Below are 16,804 nucleotides of genomic sequence, written 5' to 3' on the forward strand. Positions count from 1 at the left end.
AATTGACAAACCAAATCAGGCATGGGTGCAACTCTGGGAGCGCCTGTGCATAAGGGCCTGAAAGCCCGCACTGAAGCGAGCAGAGCTGTACCCATGCCACATGCAGCGAAATCTCAATTCAATTTATAAAAAAAGTATCCAATTCACGGAAGAACCTTAACTATGAGACCTGACTCGAACTTTCGCTTACTGATTGTAGCCGTCCTTACGGCGTGTTTCGCGGCGGCGTGCAGCCAACAAGCGGCGCAACGCCCCATCGCCGTTGTAGAAGGGCAGAAAATTTATTACCCCGAGTTGGAATCGCTGGGCGTCATCGCCTTAAGCAAAAAAGGTCTGTCAACCAACACGCCCGAAGGCCAAGCGTATTACAAAGAAATCCTGCCGACGCTGTATGAATCCATCATTGACATTTATGCGCTCAAACACGCAGCGCTGAGCGAGGGCTACGAACCAACGCCCGACGAACTCGACGCGCAATATCAAGCCATTAAAGAAACCATCAATCAGGCCGAAGGCTACGAAACGGCGCTGAAAGCGCTTCAACTCAGCGATGAAGAATTTAAAGAATCCATCCAAGTACAAATGGCGGTCCAACAGTTACAAGAAAGCAAACTCAATACTTTTACCTACGAACCCGATGACACAGAAATCGAAGCGTATTACTACAAAAATAATTTGCAATTCCGGCATCCCTACAGCGTCCGCGTCAGCCATATTTTCATTAGTACGCCCGTAAGCGCTGGAGATGACGCCCGCGCTGAAGCCAAAGAACGCGCAGAGCAACTCGGTAAAATGGTTGGAAACAATCCAGCGAAAACGTTCCCGCAATTGGCGGTGCGCTACTCGCAAGACAACCAAACCAAAGCGCGCGGCGGCGACTTAGGGTTTATCAAGCGTAACGATGACATCTTGTTAGAGACGTTTAAAAAAGCGGCCTTCGCATTAGGCGCGGGAGAAGTGAGCCAGCCGATTGAAACCGATTTTGGCTATCACCTGATCTGGTCAACCGACCACGAACAATCACTCGAAGAAGCCAAGCCCATCATCAAACGACAAATGCTGCTCAACAAGGCCGGTGAATTTTTTGAGGCCTGGAAAAAAGAAATGCGCGCCGGTCTCGATATTGAGCGGTTGTTCGACCCAGTCGCAATTGACTCTATCGACAAAACGCCAGCCGCCCAATAAAGGCTGCTGGCGTTTACGTATCAACTTTTTTATTTCAGGACGTGCTACAACGGCAAGGTCTTGAGTTCCGCCTCGATCGTTTCCGTCAGCGGTTTGATGGTCGCTTCTGAGAAATCAAAGTGGATCCCCGCTGCTTCAAACAACTTCGGCAATGGACGCGAACCGCCCAACGCTAGCGCCTGACGATAGCGACGCAACGCATCCGCGCTATCCACCTTGTAACGCCCCCACAATTGCAACGCGCCCAGTTGGGCGATGCCGTATTCAATGTAGTAAAACGCATGGCAGTAGAGATGCAATTGGCGCTGCCACAGCGACTGCTGAACCTCTTCAAATCCCGTCCAGTCGACGCCGCCGCCGAACCGCTCCGAGAGTTCCAGCCATTGCGCAGTACGTTCATCACGGGTGTGAGTTGGATGGGTATAGATCCAATGCTGAAACGCGTCGATCTGGGCGATCCAAGGCAAAATTTTAATCACGCCTTCTAAATGCAGGCGTTTGGCGCGCAAGGCGTCGTCTTTAGAATAAAACTCTTCGAAATAATCCTGCCCGAATAGTTCCATCGACATGGATGCGACTTCGGCGAACTCAATCGGCGAGGAACGATAATCGACCAACGGCTCATTGCGCGAGGCGATGGCGTGAAACGCGTGCCCGGCTTCATGCAACAGCGTTTCGACGTCGCGCTGCAACCCGGCGGCGTTCATAAAAATAAAGGGACGCCGCACTTCTTCCAGCGTATATTGATAACCGCCCGGCGCCTTGCCTTTGCGGCTTTCCAGGTCCAATTCGCCCTGCGCATACATCTCCGCCAACTGCGCCGAGAGTTCTTCGTCATAGTGATGAATGATGCGCTTCACGCCATGCAGCAGGTCTTCTCCCGCCTGGAACGGACGCAACGGCGAGCGCCCCAACGGATCGACCGATAAGTCCCACGGGCGAAGCGAATCCACCTTGAGCGCGGCCTTGCGTTCATCGTTCAACCTGCGCGCCAATGGAACCACGCAAGTCTCGACCGCCTGATGAAAATCAAAACAATGCTGCGGCGTATAATCAAAGCGCTTGTAATTTAAAAACGCATAGCCCACGTAATCTTCGAACCCGGCGTTCTGCGCGATCTGATGGCGCAAGCGGACGAGTTCGTCAAAGATCGCGTTAAAGTCGTCGCGTTCTTGTAAGCGGCGTTGCGCAACGACCGCCCAGGCGCCTTGGCGACGGTCACGCTCGGTCTCTTCTAAATACTTGCCCATCTGCGGAAGCGTCCGTTCGGCGCCGTCAAATTCAACCATCATCGCGCCGCAGAGCTTTTGATAGCGCTGGCTCTGTTTCGCCGCTTCTGTTTGCAGCGGGATATTGTCTTTGCGGAACAATTTGATTTCCGCTTCCGTCGTTCGGTCATACACACCATAGCGATCTTGCGGCAGTTCGCTGCGCAACGGCGAGGCGACATACATCTCATTTAGGTTGTGCCAATAGGGTTTGCATTGCGGATCAATGGTTTCTAAAAAATGAAGATAGCGTTGTTCAATCTCTTCATCTTCAGTATTACAAGTCATATCGATGTAACGGCGCGCGCGTTCTTCGGCGAGACACGACGCCAATTCGCTCATATCCAGCAGCCATTGTTCTAAATCAGCCGCCGTTGCAACCGCCCGGCCCAACAACAAATCGAATAACGATTGCAGTTGCGGCCACTCACCTAAATCACAATCAGCCGGAACAAACCGGCGGGGAAAATCACTCATCAATCAAAACCGCCTTTATTCATTTTTGGATATAAAACGACCGCTTTAATGACAACCAAAACTAATTATCACGTACGCCGTCAGTATCATCAGTGTTTGGGGGATTCTCGCTGGGAGGGGTTTGAGCAGTCTCAGCCGTTTCTTTCATGCGGATATACAATTGCCAGATTTGGTCGCGCGCGCCGGGGTCTTTTTGGTCGAGATATTCAAGGATTGCCTGCAACGCCCAGCTATTGCTGATGACAATATCTTGCAAAGCAACGTCTTGCTGGTCCCATGAGTTGCCATTCGCCTCGTCATTCATGCTATCTCCTTTTTACAACAATGGGGTCAGTTCATCGGGGGGAGCGCTCTCGCTCTCGCCGGGGCTGTCGTCGCTCGCGCTTTCGCCTGCGCCTGATTGAGGCTTGAGACGATTGAGCTGATTTTCTTTCTCTTCAATTTGCTGGCCCAATCCCTCCATCGCGGTCAAACAACGGTCGATGTCTTGTTTGAGGCTCATTTCTTTTTTATGAATTGCCTCTTTTTCTTTTTTCAACTTATCTAAATCTTGAATGGTCAAAACCGTAATGAGAACAATGGAAATCAATAAAACCACACCGGCAAAAATATAAAAGCCCAACAAGAAGGGAATAAATCCCATCATAAATCCGACCAAAAACACCAAAAACGCATTCAACCCTGGAACCGTAGTGACCTTCAAGGCTGAAATATGGCCTTTGTAAGATTGGACCGCTTCCTCTTGTTCCCGAAACTTTTTTTGCAGCGCTTTAAGTTGTTCTTCTAGTTTCTCAATCTGTTTGTTGCGCCCGCTAGAACTCCCGCCGACTTGCGACTCGGCTTGTTGAATGAGTTCTTGTAAATCAGAGGCGTTATATTTGGTATCTCCCGCGAGCGAGTTCAACGCTTCGATAAAATCTTCTGCTGCTTGCGATTCGACCGAACGCAACAACGCTTCCGGGAACGAAAGTTCGTTTCGGTGTACCTTAAAAGCCAAGTTAAAGGCAGCGCTTTTCATATTCTCGCATTCCCACCCATCGGGAAGACTGGTAGCAATATTCTGTTAATCATAGCATTTATAGCGCCTTATCGTATATACGATAAGTGGATAGAATTAAGATAATGGGGCCAACCGTGGATTTTATTTCGTGTAACCAAATAACAAGATATTCAGATTCATCCAGTAAGTGAGTACCTACATTGATGGATGGCCATGATTTTTATTCAGAAACAGGCTCCGGCATTTCACAAATTGACAAACCAATCAGGCATGGGTGGAACTCTGGGAGCGCCTGTGCATAAGGGCTTGAAAGCCCGCACTGAAGCGAGCAGAGTTGTACACATGCCTGATACAGCGAAAGATCAAGAATTCACGGAAAAGCGTCAAAAAACGCAATTCAATTTGTGATAAAGTACCCAAATACCGGAAGAACCGAAATTCATTCACGACCATTATACCAATACCGTAGTATCTTGGAACTGCATTTTTCGACAAGTGGTTTGGGTAAGACAGAATGTAGTAAAAACAAAATCACAGCAGCATGATAAGTCTCTTCAACGAAACATGACTCAAAATGAAAACACTTGAATGCGATGGTTCTTGGTGTCGGCGACAAATACCCGCCCGGCGTTTTCCGTCACGCCCCAGGGTTCAGCGAGTTGCCCCGGCGAAGCGCCCAACCCGCCCCAAATTCTGATGGGCTTTCCGTCCGGCGTAATGTTTTGAACGCGGTGGTTCCCCCATTCGCACACAATTAAATTGCCGTCGTCGCCCATCGCCAAATCATAAGGGAATAAAAACTCGCCCGGCTCGCTTCCTTCACGCCCCATGATCCGCAACAAATTGCCCTGCAAGTCATAGACTTTAATTCGATGGTTCACCGAGTCAGCAATATAGAGGTTGTCGTCTCTTCCCAGCAGAATGGCCATCGGGCGGTTGAACTGTTCAGGGCCGGAACCAAAACTGCCCCAGCTGAATAAAAATTCGCCTTCGGGACTAAACACCTGAACGCGGCCATTGCGCCCATATTCAGAAATATAGAGATTGCCGTTCTTCGCGACGGCGATGTCTGTTGGATAAACAAAACTCCCGGGTTCCAACCCATATCCACCAAAGGTAAATAATTTTTCGCCTTCGCTTGAATATTTGAGAATGCGGTTTTGGTGCGTATCGGGAATCCACAAGTCACCGTTTTGGTCGAATTCCAGCCCGGTCGGCGTACCTTTGTCTGGGTTTTCCAGCAACCATTCGAGAACAAACTCGCCTTGTTCGGTGAATTTCTGCACACGTCCGGTACGGTCGATCACATAGACAAAGCCACCATTGGCGCCAATCGCGCGAGGCGCCGCAAAACGCCCGGCGATCCGGCCCCGGCTCCCCCAAGTGAGAACGTCGTCCTGATTGGCGCCGCCGCATCCGGCTAGGCAAAGCGCGAGCGTTACAAGAAAAACGAACCGATGCTGTTTCATGGTCTTGATATCCAAACCGGCGCTTGCGTGATAGTGAAGCGGGCTGTCTCGCCGCATGACGCAGCGCATTGCGACGCGCCAATCAGTTGCAAACCGTCATGCCGCAAGGTCACGCGATAACCCCGCCCGATAAATTCACATGATTCTACCACACCCGCCAACGGCCCGTCTGCAGAAACCGCAATCGCATCCATTGTCCAACCAGCGAAGCCGTCTCCCGCGTCTCCATCAGGCGCGGGCCATTCGCCATAGGGCGTGTGGATCATTTCGTCTTTGATGGTTGCATCAACCATTGTGCGATAGCCCAGCAAAGCCGCCGCTTGTTTCGATTGTGGATTGCGAAACACGTTTTCGACTCGGCCCGAGCGAAGAATGCGCCCCGCGTTAAATACGACTAAATCGTCAGCCAACGCAAACGCTTCTTCGCGGTGATGGGTTACGACCACCAAGGTGCGGCCATTGCCCCCGCAGGCGCGAATATAAGGCATCAGTTCGTGGCGGCGCGGCTCATCGGCCCCCGCCAGCGGTTCATCCAGAACCAAAATCGGCGGCTCGCTAGCGGCAGCTCGAGCAAACTCCAATCGCTTGCGTTCTCCACCGGACAATTGTTCGGGATAGCGCCCCGCCAATTCGTGCAACGAAAACGCTTTCAGGATTTCCTCGACCCGGCGTTCGCGCTCCGCCTTGCTTAATGATGCAGACCGCAATGGAACCATAACATGATCGCGCACCCGCAAGTGCGCCCACAAGGCGGCTTCTTGAAAACAAAACCCGACGCCGCGTTCACAGGCGGGGACGGATTTTGTTGAAGACGCGACTTCTCGACCGTCGATGAAAACGGCGCCGGATTGCGGCTGTTCAAATCCGGCGACCAAGCGCAGGCAAGTGGTTTTGCCTGCTCCAGACGGCCCAAACAAAACCGTTGTTCGGCTGGGTGAAATTTTAAATGATATTTGTTTGAGCACTGGATTGCGTCCGTAAGAAAAACTTACATCCCGAAACTCGATCCCCGCCGCGCCGGAATTGGGCTTATTCATATCGTAGGCCCCATCTCTGGACTAACATCCGCGCAAACAGGCCAATCAGCAGCAGCGCCATCGGCGTGAGCAACAATAACAACCCCACAGCGGCGGTGCGCGGCTCGCTGCCGTAATGCAACAAGTTAAAATAGCGCATGGTCAGCGTTTCGCCGCCGGGCGGATGCAGCAAGGTCGTAACCGAAGCGTCGCACCACACGAACAACCCCATCATAAATAAAATCGGCGGGCAGTATTTCACCCACGCTGGCGCATACAAAAAACGGATGCGCTGCCAGAGGCTTCGCGTAAGCAGCGCGTCGGCCTCTTGTTGCTGGGCGCCGTAGCGGTTCCAAAACAAAAACGCGGCGGCGAAACCCACAACCCAAAAGTGGGCGGCGTATCCGGCGATCAGCGTGAGGGTTTGCGCCCAGCGCGGCAGCCAGCCCGGCCACAACGAACGAAACTCCAACCAACTGGCGGAAATCAAAATACCGGGCAGCACAAAACACGCCAACCCTGCCAACAACCACAACGCGCGCTCCCACCTTGCGCGTACGCGGCATAGCCACAGCCCCAACGCAAACATCACGACTGACGAAGAGGCGGCGTACGCGATGGTAAGTAACACCGTCTTGCTCTGGCGCGTCCATTCCAGCCAAAGCGATTCAATGCTGCTGGCGTGTAACAAAAGCGCCCCCGCCGGAACGACAACCGAAAGGCCGAACACAACACACGCCGCACATCCCGCACCAACAATAAGCGCAAGTGGCCCTCGGGTTTGCACCGGCGCCTCCGCGCCCCGCCGCCCCAAATTTCGGCTCGCAGCAAAAATCCAAGCCATAAACGGAACCAACAAAAGATAGGGCAAACAAAGCAAGAAGGCGGCGCCCTCATTGAGCAACGCCGAAAACTGAACATATATTTCTAATGGATACACATCGACGTACAACAGCGACGGCGCTTCGAATTGCAACAACGCCAAACCGAACACCAAGGCGCATGCAATCAAAACGACCTGAAGCAAACAGGGGAGCCAAAAACGGTAGAGACGCGTGGGCATCGGCAGATAGAGTAGCGCCGCTTCATACGCCCGCCGTTCGGGGACGCCCGACAGCGCAACGTAAAAAAAAACCACCGGCCAATAACACAACGCCAATACAAACGCCGCGCCGGGAACGCTATACAACCATTGTTCCCAAAGGCTTTCCGCGCCCCACACGATGCGCCCGCCGGGGTTTTCAAACCAACCCGCCAGCGTCATCCACGCCGACGCCATCGCAAACGGCGGGACGGAAAACGGCAACAGGGCCGCCGCTTGCAGCCAACGCCTTCGCGACGGCGGCGTCAGAGAATGCACCACAAAAACAGGCAACGCAAACACGACTGCGAAAAGCGACGTGAACCCCGCCAGTTGAAGGCTATTCAACAAGCGCTGCAACAACGCGCCGTCAATCAGCCCGGCAATCGAATGAAAATCAAACGCAACGCGGCCCCATCCAAGCATCACGATGGGAAGCGCAAGCAGTAGCCCGAATACCCCGCGTCCGGCCGCATTCATTCGACCCGCTAACATTTAAAAGAAATTTTTGTCCCGCAAAAATTGGATGCACGTTTCAATATTTTTGGCGACGACCTCGTAGTCAATGTCCATAGCATGAATTGACTCAAGCGAGGGGACGCCTTCCGGCAACTCAACGCTGCTGCGCACAGGGATTTGCCGGGCGCGCGTCTCGGCGAGTTTTCGTTCAACCTCAGGCGACAAGATGTAATCAATAAAGGCCTGGCCATTTTCAGGGTGAAGCGCATTTTTAATCAACGCGACCGTGTTGGGAATCACCAGCGTCCCCTGCCCTTCATGGTCAAGATACACCATTTCGACAGGCTTGCCCGCGTCGATCGCCGCGAAAGCGTCATCCGTGTCGGTTAGGCCAAACGCGAGTTCTCCGTTGGCCACGCCGTCTCGTACGTCTGAATTGCTGGTGCGCATCGTCATTTTGCCGAACACGCGCGCCGTACCAATTTGTTTGATCAGTTCCATCTCGCCGAGTTTGGTATACAACGCCGCCATGTGGGTCGCGGTGGTTCCAAACGCAGGCACCGCCATCGCGCGTTTGCCCGGGATTTTTGTAGAGCCTAGCGCGGGAATCGAATTTGGCGTTTCGCTTTTGGGAACCAGGTCGCGGTTAATCAACATCACCCGCGCGCGCACCGAAAAGCCTGTCCAATAGCCTTCGCTGTCTTTGAATTGCGCTGGAATCTCAGCGGCGGACGGCGAAAGGTATGGCGCCAGCAAGTCCTCTTGTTTAAGTTGGATGGTTCGGACGATTTCCGAATTCCAAAATACATCTGCTTGCGGGTTACGCGCTTCGCGGCGGATGCGCTCAAACACGCCAGTGGTTTTGGTTTTTTCGTTATCATACAAAACGTTGATTTGCATTTCGGGGTTTGCGTCAATAAAAGTTTGAATGATCGGTTCAGCGTAATCCTGGTCAACCGAAGTATAAATTGTCAACGCGTTTTTTTTCGCGCAGCCGGTAAGCAACAACGCCGTCGCCACGCCAATGATGCAAATTGAAATCGAAATTATTTTACTCATCGTACCCACAGGTGAATCTCCTCTTGCAATGGATTGGTTCTTTGAATTGTAATAAAAATCGCCTGGAGCGATAGGCGTTTGCTCCAGGCGATTGGCTTGATCTACGAAACGCACAACGACGCTATTCTCCCTGGGCGGCGTCACGGCTCGCGCTCGGGTTCAACGACTCAAAATACGCGCGCACGTGGTGGCGATACGCGACCGGAATCTGCTCTTTATTCAGCGCATCTTCCGCCGCCTGGCGATATTCAAACAGAGTCTCTTCAACGGTCACAGTCGAATCGGTCAGCACCGATTGCCCATCAACCGGCAGGATGCCCGCTACCGGGCCGCGTTGTAATTTCGCCCGCAGTTGGTCAGCGGTCATTGTGAAATCGGTATCTTCAAAGGGGGCCTTGCCGCCGCGACCAATGCCGGGGCCGCCCATGCCGACGCCTTGGTTGCGAGATTCGCCGGGCTTCCAGGGGCCAGTTTTTGCAAATTGGCCTAACTTGCTACCCTTGCCCTTGCCGTTTCCGTTGCAAGAGCTGCATTCGCCGTCTTTGTTAAATAATGCGCCGCATTTTTTGCATTCACCGGGTTTGCCGGAAAAAGCCAGTTTGGCATTCTTCAGGTCTTTGAGCGCTTCTTCCATCATGGCGATTTGCTCCAACATTTCCTGGAGGTCCATCATCTCGCCTTCGGCCAGTTGCAGCGCGTTTTTCGAGAGTTGCAGGTTGCCGCTGCTGAGCGACTCCGCCGCGCCTTGCAGCATTTTCGAGAGCGGCATGTTCATATCCATCATGGCGCTCATTTGCTCCATCTCTTTGGCGAGACGTTCGAGGTCTTCCGGCGAGAGGTTGCCCATTTTGATTTGTTTTTGTAGGGTTTGAAGCGATTGGGCGGCCTCTTCAAATTCCGCATTTTGCAGTTGCTTCAACAATCCGCCAGTGAGTTTTTTCATGGTCGGGTCCGCGCCGGGGTTGATCTCCGGCATACGCTTCATCAGTTCTTCTTTTCGTTTTTCCCAATCTTGTTCGCGCGACGATAACTTCGACATTGCCTGGCGTTTATCAATTTGCCCTTTTGAGAGTTCCGTCGCCAGTTCTTGCAGTTCATCGCTGAGTTTTGCGACTTCGGTCAGTTTCTTTTCTTCGACTTGGCGTTTCACGGTTTGCCGTTGCAAATACGCCGTGAGTTCTTTTTCGATGCGCTTGGCTTCGACGGTCTGCGCCTCGGCCTCGCCTCTTCCAGACAATAACGCAAACTCCGGCAGCACAAATACCGACAGAAGCAACGCCAGCAGCGGGACCCACAGCCAACCCGCTTCACGCGGGTTCTTCCAGGGGAACGCCGCCGCCAAGTTGATGTTGGAGACGGCGCGCCATGCGTCCATCACTGCGGCGCTTTTCCATTGGCGCAGTTCCTGGTCGAGTTCGTCTTCGCGCCCAAATTCCAACGCGGACGACACTTTTTCTTTGAGGCGCAACCGGCTATCCGCGAGAACCGCCGTTGACGTCAAACTACGGGAGCGCATCATAAATCGCACCAGCGCAGCGGGAACCGAACAGGCCATAATCCCGCCCGCCACCGCGAGGCGGCTCAGCGAATCGGGCAAAAACGCCATGACAAACGTTGCCAACGCCGCAACGATGCCGCAATAAAAAAACCAGCGGACGAAGTCGTTCCATAACGTGACGCTGCAATAGCGCCAATGCGCTTGCCGCACCCGTTTTAAAATATCGCGAACCGCTTGTACGTCAGTCATTGCTTGGTCTCCGTCAAAAGATTGGAGCGAATCCTCAGTCGGTTTGCATGTTCAGATATAACGTGTACTCAAAATCATCGCCGCCCAGCGTCAGGTGCAGCTCATAATAAAATTCCTGATATTGCGCAATCGAACCAAAGCGGTAATCCATGATGCGATGTTTCGGCGTCTTTTCAGGAAACAGCGACTGGCTTTTTTTATCGCGAATTTTCACTGATTCGCCGTCTTTCTCGCTCAAGGAGTAAGAACGGCGTACGATTTCCACGGCGGCGTCTTCGTCGCCGGTACGGACAAGTTCAAACATAAAGACAACGATTCGGTCAGCCGCTTGTTCACGCAACGACAATAATTTATCGCGCGGAATTTCAATTTCCGTCCGTCCTGGCGCAATTTCGAGCGGGCCTTCCCCTTCAAACAATCCCCCCGCCTTAAACGCGCGGGATTCAAGCGAATCCAATTCGGCGCGGGTCAGCCCGTCTTTTTTGAGTTCATCCATTGCTTCATGCGTCATTGAAAAAACGCGAACATTGATCTGCAATGGAGTTTCAGCCGCTTGAGACGAGACGCCCATACTGGTCATGCACACGATTGCGACGATTAGAAATATACGGTTCATTCGATTATTGCCCCCCGATGTTAGTTCCTGCACCTTTATTGCGACGCTCGGTTCTATCTAAACTGAACAGAGCGCACTTGAATCTCTATTATTGCATAAAAAATTGTGATTTGTAATATAAAATCCGGCATTACAAGACTGAAATAAAGACGCGCACTTTGCTTTTCCTGAGGAGACCAAGGTGAAAACGGTCGCTGATCTGGGTGAATTCAACCTGTTAGAAAAACTACAGCAAATTTTGTCTCCGTCTCATCCCGATATTTTGGTCGGACTTGGCGATGACGCAGCGGTCGTAGCGCCGCCCCACGCCCCCATCGTGATGACAACGGACGCAATGGTTGAAGGCGTCCATTTCAAACACGAATGGGCGTCTGCCCAACAGATCGCCCACAAAGCCCTGGCCAGCACTCTCAGCGACTTGGCGGGCAAGTGCGCCAAGCCGGCTTACGCATTGATTACGCTCGGCTTACCAGGAGAAACCGAACTCAAATGGATTTATGAGTTCTATCAATGTCTTGCGCAACTTCAGCGTGAATGGAATCTATCCATCGTGGGAGGCGACACCGTGCGTTCGCCCCAATTTTGGATATCCATCGCGGCTTACGGCGTCCAAACCACTCAATCGCCATTGCGAATTGACTCCGCCCAGGCAGGCGACTGGATCATTGTGAGTGGAACGCTGGGCGACGCCGCCGCCGGGTTAGGCAGCCTCTTGCACCCCGGTCAAACCTGCGACTTGGCGTCATTGCAATTTCTTCAAAACCGCTTGCACCTCCCAACTCCAAGGCTCAACGAAGCAATGCAAATTGCCTCCATTGCGGTTCCAAACTCAATGACGGACATTAGCGACGGCTTGGCCCGCGACTTACGAAAAATCTGCAAGGCAAGCGGCCTCGGCGCTCATCTACAGGCAAGCCAGCTGCCCTGCAGCGATGCGCTACGTCAATATGCGGGAGAGAAAGCGCCGGAGTATGCGTGGCGCGGCGGTGAGGAATACGAATTGTTGTTGACCCTTTCGCCAGAACAGGGTCGAAATCTCATCAATCAATGGGACAAAGCGAATTGCCCGCTTCACCACATTGGCGAATTAACTTCATCCACAGACATCATCGTTGACGGCATGGATCCATCGCTTGAAGGCTTCGACCACTTTAAGACGAACTCACCGCGTAAGAGTCCGACTTGAGAGTCGCCAAAGAAGAACGAAGTTGGACGCGCCCCTCTAAAACCACATCCCGCTCTGGTTCATAAACCGATTGTTGAACCGCATCCACCGCCAACAACCCCATTTGGTTCCAGGGCAAATCAACTGTAGTCAGGTCCAACGCGGCGCAGATTCCGCCTCCACCAAACCCCGACATCGCGATTGGAAAATCGAGTTCTGCGTCAAATGAATCAAAAGCGGTTTTTAATTGCGAGACCAGCCCATCATGGATGCACATCACCATACCAGGGCGCTCCTGCTTTATTTTTCGGGAGAGATGTTGTACGAAGTCCAGCATTGATTGCCGCTTTTTCCAAACGCATACATCAGACCATTCAACGCTCGACAATTCACGCGTAATGGTTTCAAAACCGCTGCGACGCGCAGTGCGAATCGACTCGCAGCAGGATTCATCGTCAACCAGAAGCAATCGGTTATGCCCGCTTTCGACCAGCGATTTGGTCAGCGACGCCATGCCCGATTCATGATTAAAGTGGATCGAGTAGGCTTCACTGCTACATGCTTTGCAGCCGTCCAATATCACAACCGGAGTTTGCGCTTTGAGCAGGCGGGACACCCAGCGCTTGACGTTCAGCCCATTAAAATCAGGTTCCGCCATTGAGACGATCACTCCAGCGACGCGGCGCTGAATTAAGCGGTCGGCAAAGCGGTCAACTTTCAGAAAATCATTGGAAGAGATGCACACGCAAGTTTCGAGGCCCAATTGAGACGCGCGATCTTCAATTGATTTCAGCAGGAGCCACGGTTCGTTCCACGGACGGCTTGATAACAAAACGCCCAAAACCGGGCCTTGTTGTTCGGGCTTTAACACATAGGTGCCTTTGCCCTGAACACGGCGCAAAAAGCCCTCTTGTACCAACTCCTGTAAGGCGCGGATCACAGTCATTTTACTCGCGCCAAAGCGGTCAATTAAATGCGTTTCCGAAGGAAGTTGATCACCCTCTTTCAGGGTTCCCTGCTCAATATCCTGACGGATCGCTTCTTTGATTTGGATGTATTTTGGCAACCGCTCGAATAAACTGCCCATATCATCTCTCCGCTATTTTCACTGATGTATAATTAACTGGTCAACAAATAATCAAAGCACCCTTTTCATCAATTGAATTTAGATCAGAACAAAGCATTGCTTATTTTAGAGCAAATGCTCATTTCTTGTGGCGCTAAAACAATCTATTTTCTGTAATTTATTTCTGCGCCCCCCCGGACGCTTTGTAGAGAACGATTCCCACACAACCATCTAAAAAATAAAAAGTTACAGAGACACATACTCCTCGCGCAAAATGCAATACAAACCACAAATCATGTAATCAATCTATAATGATTTATTACCATCCTATATCTCAGGAAACATGGTGTCAACATAATTTATTGTTAGCGTGAATCTTTTGTATAGAGGAGTAAAAGAGTAGAGATGTGTAAGATGTCGTTATTCGGGTGGGTTTACTACAGTTTTCAATTCAGGCGCCATTGCGCGCAGATATTCGTAACCCGAATAGAGGGTGACCGCGCAAACCAATGACATCATCAGATTGCTAATGAGAAACAGGTTTTCTTCCACCACAGGAACATACAGCGCGACGATGCGAAGAATGACCAACACAATTATCACAAACGCCTGGAAAATCGCTTTGATTTTGCCGCTGGTTCGGGCCGCCAACACGGCCCCCCGATAGGCGCACACCGCCCGCAAGGTCGCAATTACGCTGTCCCGGTACAAAATGGGAAGCACCAGCAACAACGAAACTTCATGCACCACTGCCAGGCAAATAAAGATGGTATCGCGGTAAATGCTGTCAGCCATCGGGTCGAGCAACTTGCCCAAGTCTGTCACCAAGCCGTATTTTCGCGCGATGTAGCCGTCGAGCGCATCGGTCAATTCGCAGAATATGATGATCCCTAACAGAGAAATTCGACACCAGGGCGCATCAATAATAAATAATACTGCGATCACCGGGCTAAGCGCCAAACGGGACAGGGTCAGAATATTGGGTAAACTACGCGGAACCTTCATAAGGCTCATTATCTAACAATTCCCCATTCATGAAAGGATCAGCCGCCGCATTTCAGAAATCTTACGCTTCCGCGCGGCTTGATTTTTCCGGCCTGTGCGGTCATTTTCGTAACACTAAAGCGTTGAATTCGTTTTGTAATAGAGCGAAAATGATGCGTATGAAGAATTCTTCGTTTTACTGATAAATAAAATAGAAAACGCAGACCAATAGAATTGAGCGGATACCATGTCTTTTGAACCCGAAACCAAACGCCTGTTTCATTATATTAAATTTATCTGCGGCGGCGTTTGCGCTGTTATGATGTTGTGGCTCTGCCTGACCTTGTTTTTCCCCAGCATCGGCGGAGCGTTTCCGTTCCGTACACGCGGCCCGCTAGCCAAATATGACTACTATAAACTGGGCGACTTTGAAGATTGGGAAAGCGTCCTGGAAGACCCGGTCACTCCCCCCGATCCAGACCACCCGGGCCGCATTGTTGCCGAGCAATTTATGGCAGACGGAGAGATCGGCGAGTTGAACTTCGGCGACCCGAACGATACCAGTCGAATTGACCCTGACATCGAAGAGGCGCGTGGCGTCAACGACGATATCAAAAACGCCACGCAGCCGTAGACGAACTTGCTGACTTACGCCAAGATAGAGAAATCTTATTTAATGGAAATCAGGGAATGACAAACGTATACGAAGCGAAACAACAGATTATCGAGATCGGCCGCCGGGTTTGGACCAAAGGCTGGGTCGCCGCGAACGACGGCAATATTTCATTCAAAGTTTCAGAAGACGAGTATGTTTGTACGCCAACTGGCATCAGCAAAGGCTTCATGCAATTGGAAGACCTGCTGGTCGTCGATGGACAAGGCCGCAAACGCAGCGGCGGTCCGCTGAAACCTTCGTCTGAAATCAAGATGCACTTTTATATCTATGGACAACGCCCTGATATTCGCGCGGTTGTCCACGCTCACCCACCGACTTCAACGGGTTTCGCCGTCGCCGGCATGTCGCTGGATGCGTGCGCGTTGCCCGAAGTGGTCGCGCTGATGGGACAAATTCCACTTGCCCCTTACGGCTTGCCTTCGACCGATGAAATCCCGAAGTCGATTGCGCCGTTCGTCAAAGACCACAACGCCGTTCTCTTGGCCAACCACGGCGCGTTGTCTTGGGGCGGCGACCTCATGCAAGCCTATTACCGCATGGAAACGATGGAACACTACGCCAACATTTTGATGACGGCGGTGCAACTGGGCAACGTGAATTTATTCAGCAAAGAACAAGTCGCGGCGCTCGAAGGTTTGCGTGACCGCTTCGGCCTGACAGGCCCGTTCCACGGTTGCAATACCAACGTGTCCAAACTCCCCGCTGAAACCGGCGCGGTTCCCGACGTCAACGATTAACATTTCGCGCAGAAATATCGAACCACAAACGTCTATTCGCTGAGCGTTTCGTATAAAACGGACGCTCAGCGATTCATACTCGCCTCTTCATCCCCCAGAAAAAAAACACCAGCGCAAAAGCAGCGCGGCGATCCAAGGCGCCCGAACCCACTGCGGCGGCTCAGCGACAGATACGAATTTATACAGTGCTTATGCCTGATAAGCACCGTGTCAGCGCGCCCGCGGCGGCTCAGCGTTAAAAGCAGAGATGATCTGAATCTAGTAGCCGTCTCTAAGTACCACACGAAAACTATTTTTCGCGGTAGACTTCTTCGGGGTCAAAGAGTTTTTTGGAATCAATCTCTTTAATGGGAAGCGTCTTCACGTCTTCGGGAACTTGATCGCCGATGGGAACCTGTCGATAAAAACAGGAGCGGCGCCCGGTGTGACAGGCGGCGTCGCCGACTTGTTCTACTTTGATGACCAAGCAATCCTGGTCGCAATCCACCAGAATTTCTTTCACTCTTTGGGTATTGCCGCTGGTTTGGCCTTTGTGCCAGACTTCCTGGCGGCTGCGGCTCCAATAGACCGCTTCGCCGATTTCGATGGTCTTGGCCAGGGTTTGCGCGTTCATAAACGCCACCATCAAAACCTCGTTGGTTTTGTAGTCGCAGGTGACGGCGGTGATTAAACCGTTCGCATCAAATTTCGGCGCAAACACGGCGCATTCGTCCACTTTGACCGAGGTGCTGTCGGTAAATGTATCGAGAATATCCATTATTGTCCTCCGGTGATTTCGTAACCAAAGTGTAGTTCATCG

The 16,804-nt window shown here is 51.9% G+C and carries 16 protein-coding genes; 4 read left to right on the forward strand and 12 right to left on the reverse strand.

Annotation, left to right across the window (positions count from 1 at the left end; all coding sequences use genetic code 11):
• Positions 1–162: 162 nt before the first annotated feature.
• Positions 163–1,185, forward strand: coding sequence for a peptidylprolyl isomerase (locus P9L94_17350; protein ID MDP8245853.1), 1,023 nt, complete (start codon positions 163–165; stop codon positions 1,183–1,185).
• Positions 1,186–1,229: 44 nt separating this feature from the next.
• Here P9L94_17350 and P9L94_17355 read toward each other — a convergent pair whose 3' ends face one another.
• From P9L94_17355 to P9L94_17395, 9 genes are all read right to left on the reverse strand, one after another.
• Positions 1,230–2,930: a M3 family oligoendopeptidase gene (locus P9L94_17355; GenBank protein ID MDP8245854.1), complete on the reverse strand. Its 1,701-nt coding sequence runs from the start codon at positions 2,928–2,930 to the stop codon at positions 1,230–1,232.
• Positions 2,931–2,991: 61 nt separating this feature from the next.
• The gene (locus tag P9L94_17360) at positions 2,992–3,234 is read right to left on the reverse strand and encodes a hypothetical protein (GenBank protein ID MDP8245855.1); all 243 of its coding nucleotides are present in this window, start codon (positions 3,232–3,234) and stop codon (positions 2,992–2,994) included.
• Positions 3,235–3,246: 12 nt separating this feature from the next.
• A complete protein-coding gene (locus tag P9L94_17365; protein ID MDP8245856.1) occupies positions 3,247–3,948 on the reverse strand; it encodes a hypothetical protein in 702 nt (233 codons plus the stop codon).
• 551 nt (positions 3,949–4,499) lie between these two features.
• Complete coding sequence (locus P9L94_17370; GenBank protein ID MDP8245857.1) at positions 4,500–5,399, reverse strand: SMP-30/gluconolactonase/LRE family protein; 900 nt, start codon at positions 5,397–5,399, stop codon at positions 4,500–4,502.
• Positions 5,396–6,436 carry an ABC transporter ATP-binding protein gene (locus P9L94_17375; GenBank protein MDP8245858.1) on the reverse strand — a complete coding sequence of 347 codons (1,041 nt, stop codon included), beginning with the start codon at positions 6,434–6,436 and terminating at the stop codon, positions 5,396–5,398. Before P9L94_17375 ends, P9L94_17370 begins: the two co-directional genes overlap by 4 nt.
• Complete coding sequence (locus P9L94_17380; GenBank protein MDP8245859.1) at positions 6,429–7,976, reverse strand: hypothetical protein; 1,548 nt, start codon at positions 7,974–7,976, stop codon at positions 6,429–6,431. The genes P9L94_17375 and P9L94_17380 overlap by 8 nt, the downstream gene beginning before the upstream one ends.
• Before the next feature lie 15 nt (positions 7,977–7,991).
• Positions 7,992–9,128: an extracellular solute-binding protein gene (locus tag P9L94_17385; GenBank protein ID MDP8245860.1), complete on the reverse strand. Its 1,137-nt coding sequence runs from the start codon at positions 9,126–9,128 to the stop codon at positions 7,992–7,994.
• A 7-nt stretch (positions 9,129–9,135) separates the two neighbouring features.
• Positions 9,136–10,761, reverse strand: coding sequence for a hypothetical protein (locus P9L94_17390; protein ID MDP8245861.1), 1,626 nt, complete (start codon positions 10,759–10,761; stop codon positions 9,136–9,138).
• A gap of 34 nt (positions 10,762–10,795) precedes the next feature.
• Complete coding sequence (locus P9L94_17395; protein MDP8245862.1) at positions 10,796–11,377, reverse strand: hypothetical protein; 582 nt, start codon at positions 11,375–11,377, stop codon at positions 10,796–10,798.
• Between the two features lie 181 nt (positions 11,378–11,558).
• Between P9L94_17395 and thiL the strand changes: the two genes are divergently transcribed.
• The gene (gene thiL / locus P9L94_17400; protein MDP8245863.1) at positions 11,559–12,563 is read left to right on the forward strand and encodes a thiamine-phosphate kinase; all 1,005 of its coding nucleotides are present in this window, start codon (positions 11,559–11,561) and stop codon (positions 12,561–12,563) included.
• On the opposite strand, the gene P9L94_17405 is transcribed toward thiL, so the two are convergent.
• On the reverse strand, positions 12,529–13,629 hold the full coding sequence (locus tag P9L94_17405) for a GntR family transcriptional regulator (protein MDP8245864.1): 1,101 nt from the start codon (positions 13,627–13,629) through the stop codon (positions 12,529–12,531). The genes thiL and P9L94_17405 overlap by 35 nt on opposite strands.
• A 399-nt stretch (positions 13,630–14,028) precedes the next feature.
• On the reverse strand, positions 14,029–14,622 hold the full coding sequence (gene pgsA, locus P9L94_17410) for a CDP-diacylglycerol--glycerol-3-phosphate 3-phosphatidyltransferase (GenBank protein ID MDP8245865.1): 594 nt from the start codon (positions 14,620–14,622) through the stop codon (positions 14,029–14,031).
• A gap of 217 nt (positions 14,623–14,839) precedes the next feature.
• Between pgsA and P9L94_17415 the strand changes: the two genes are divergently transcribed.
• Positions 14,840–15,226 carry a hypothetical protein gene (locus P9L94_17415; protein ID MDP8245866.1) on the forward strand — a complete coding sequence of 129 codons (387 nt, stop codon included), beginning with the start codon at positions 14,840–14,842 and terminating at the stop codon, positions 15,224–15,226.
• 56 nt (positions 15,227–15,282) lie between these two features.
• Positions 15,283–16,005, forward strand: a complete 723-nt coding sequence (locus P9L94_17420; GenBank protein MDP8245867.1) for a class II aldolase/adducin family protein — start codon at positions 15,283–15,285, stop codon at positions 16,003–16,005.
• A gap of 289 nt (positions 16,006–16,294) precedes the next feature.
• On the opposite strand, the gene hisI is transcribed toward P9L94_17420, so the two are convergent.
• Positions 16,295–16,762, reverse strand: coding sequence for a phosphoribosyl-AMP cyclohydrolase (gene hisI, locus P9L94_17425; GenBank protein MDP8245868.1), 468 nt, complete (start codon positions 16,760–16,762; stop codon positions 16,295–16,297).
• Positions 16,763–16,804: the final 42 nt, after the last annotated feature.

Source organism: Candidatus Hinthialibacter antarcticus, assembly GCA_030765645.1.
Lineage (GTDB): Bacteria > Hinthialibacterota > Hinthialibacteria > Hinthialibacterales > Hinthialibacteraceae > Hinthialibacter > Hinthialibacter antarcticus.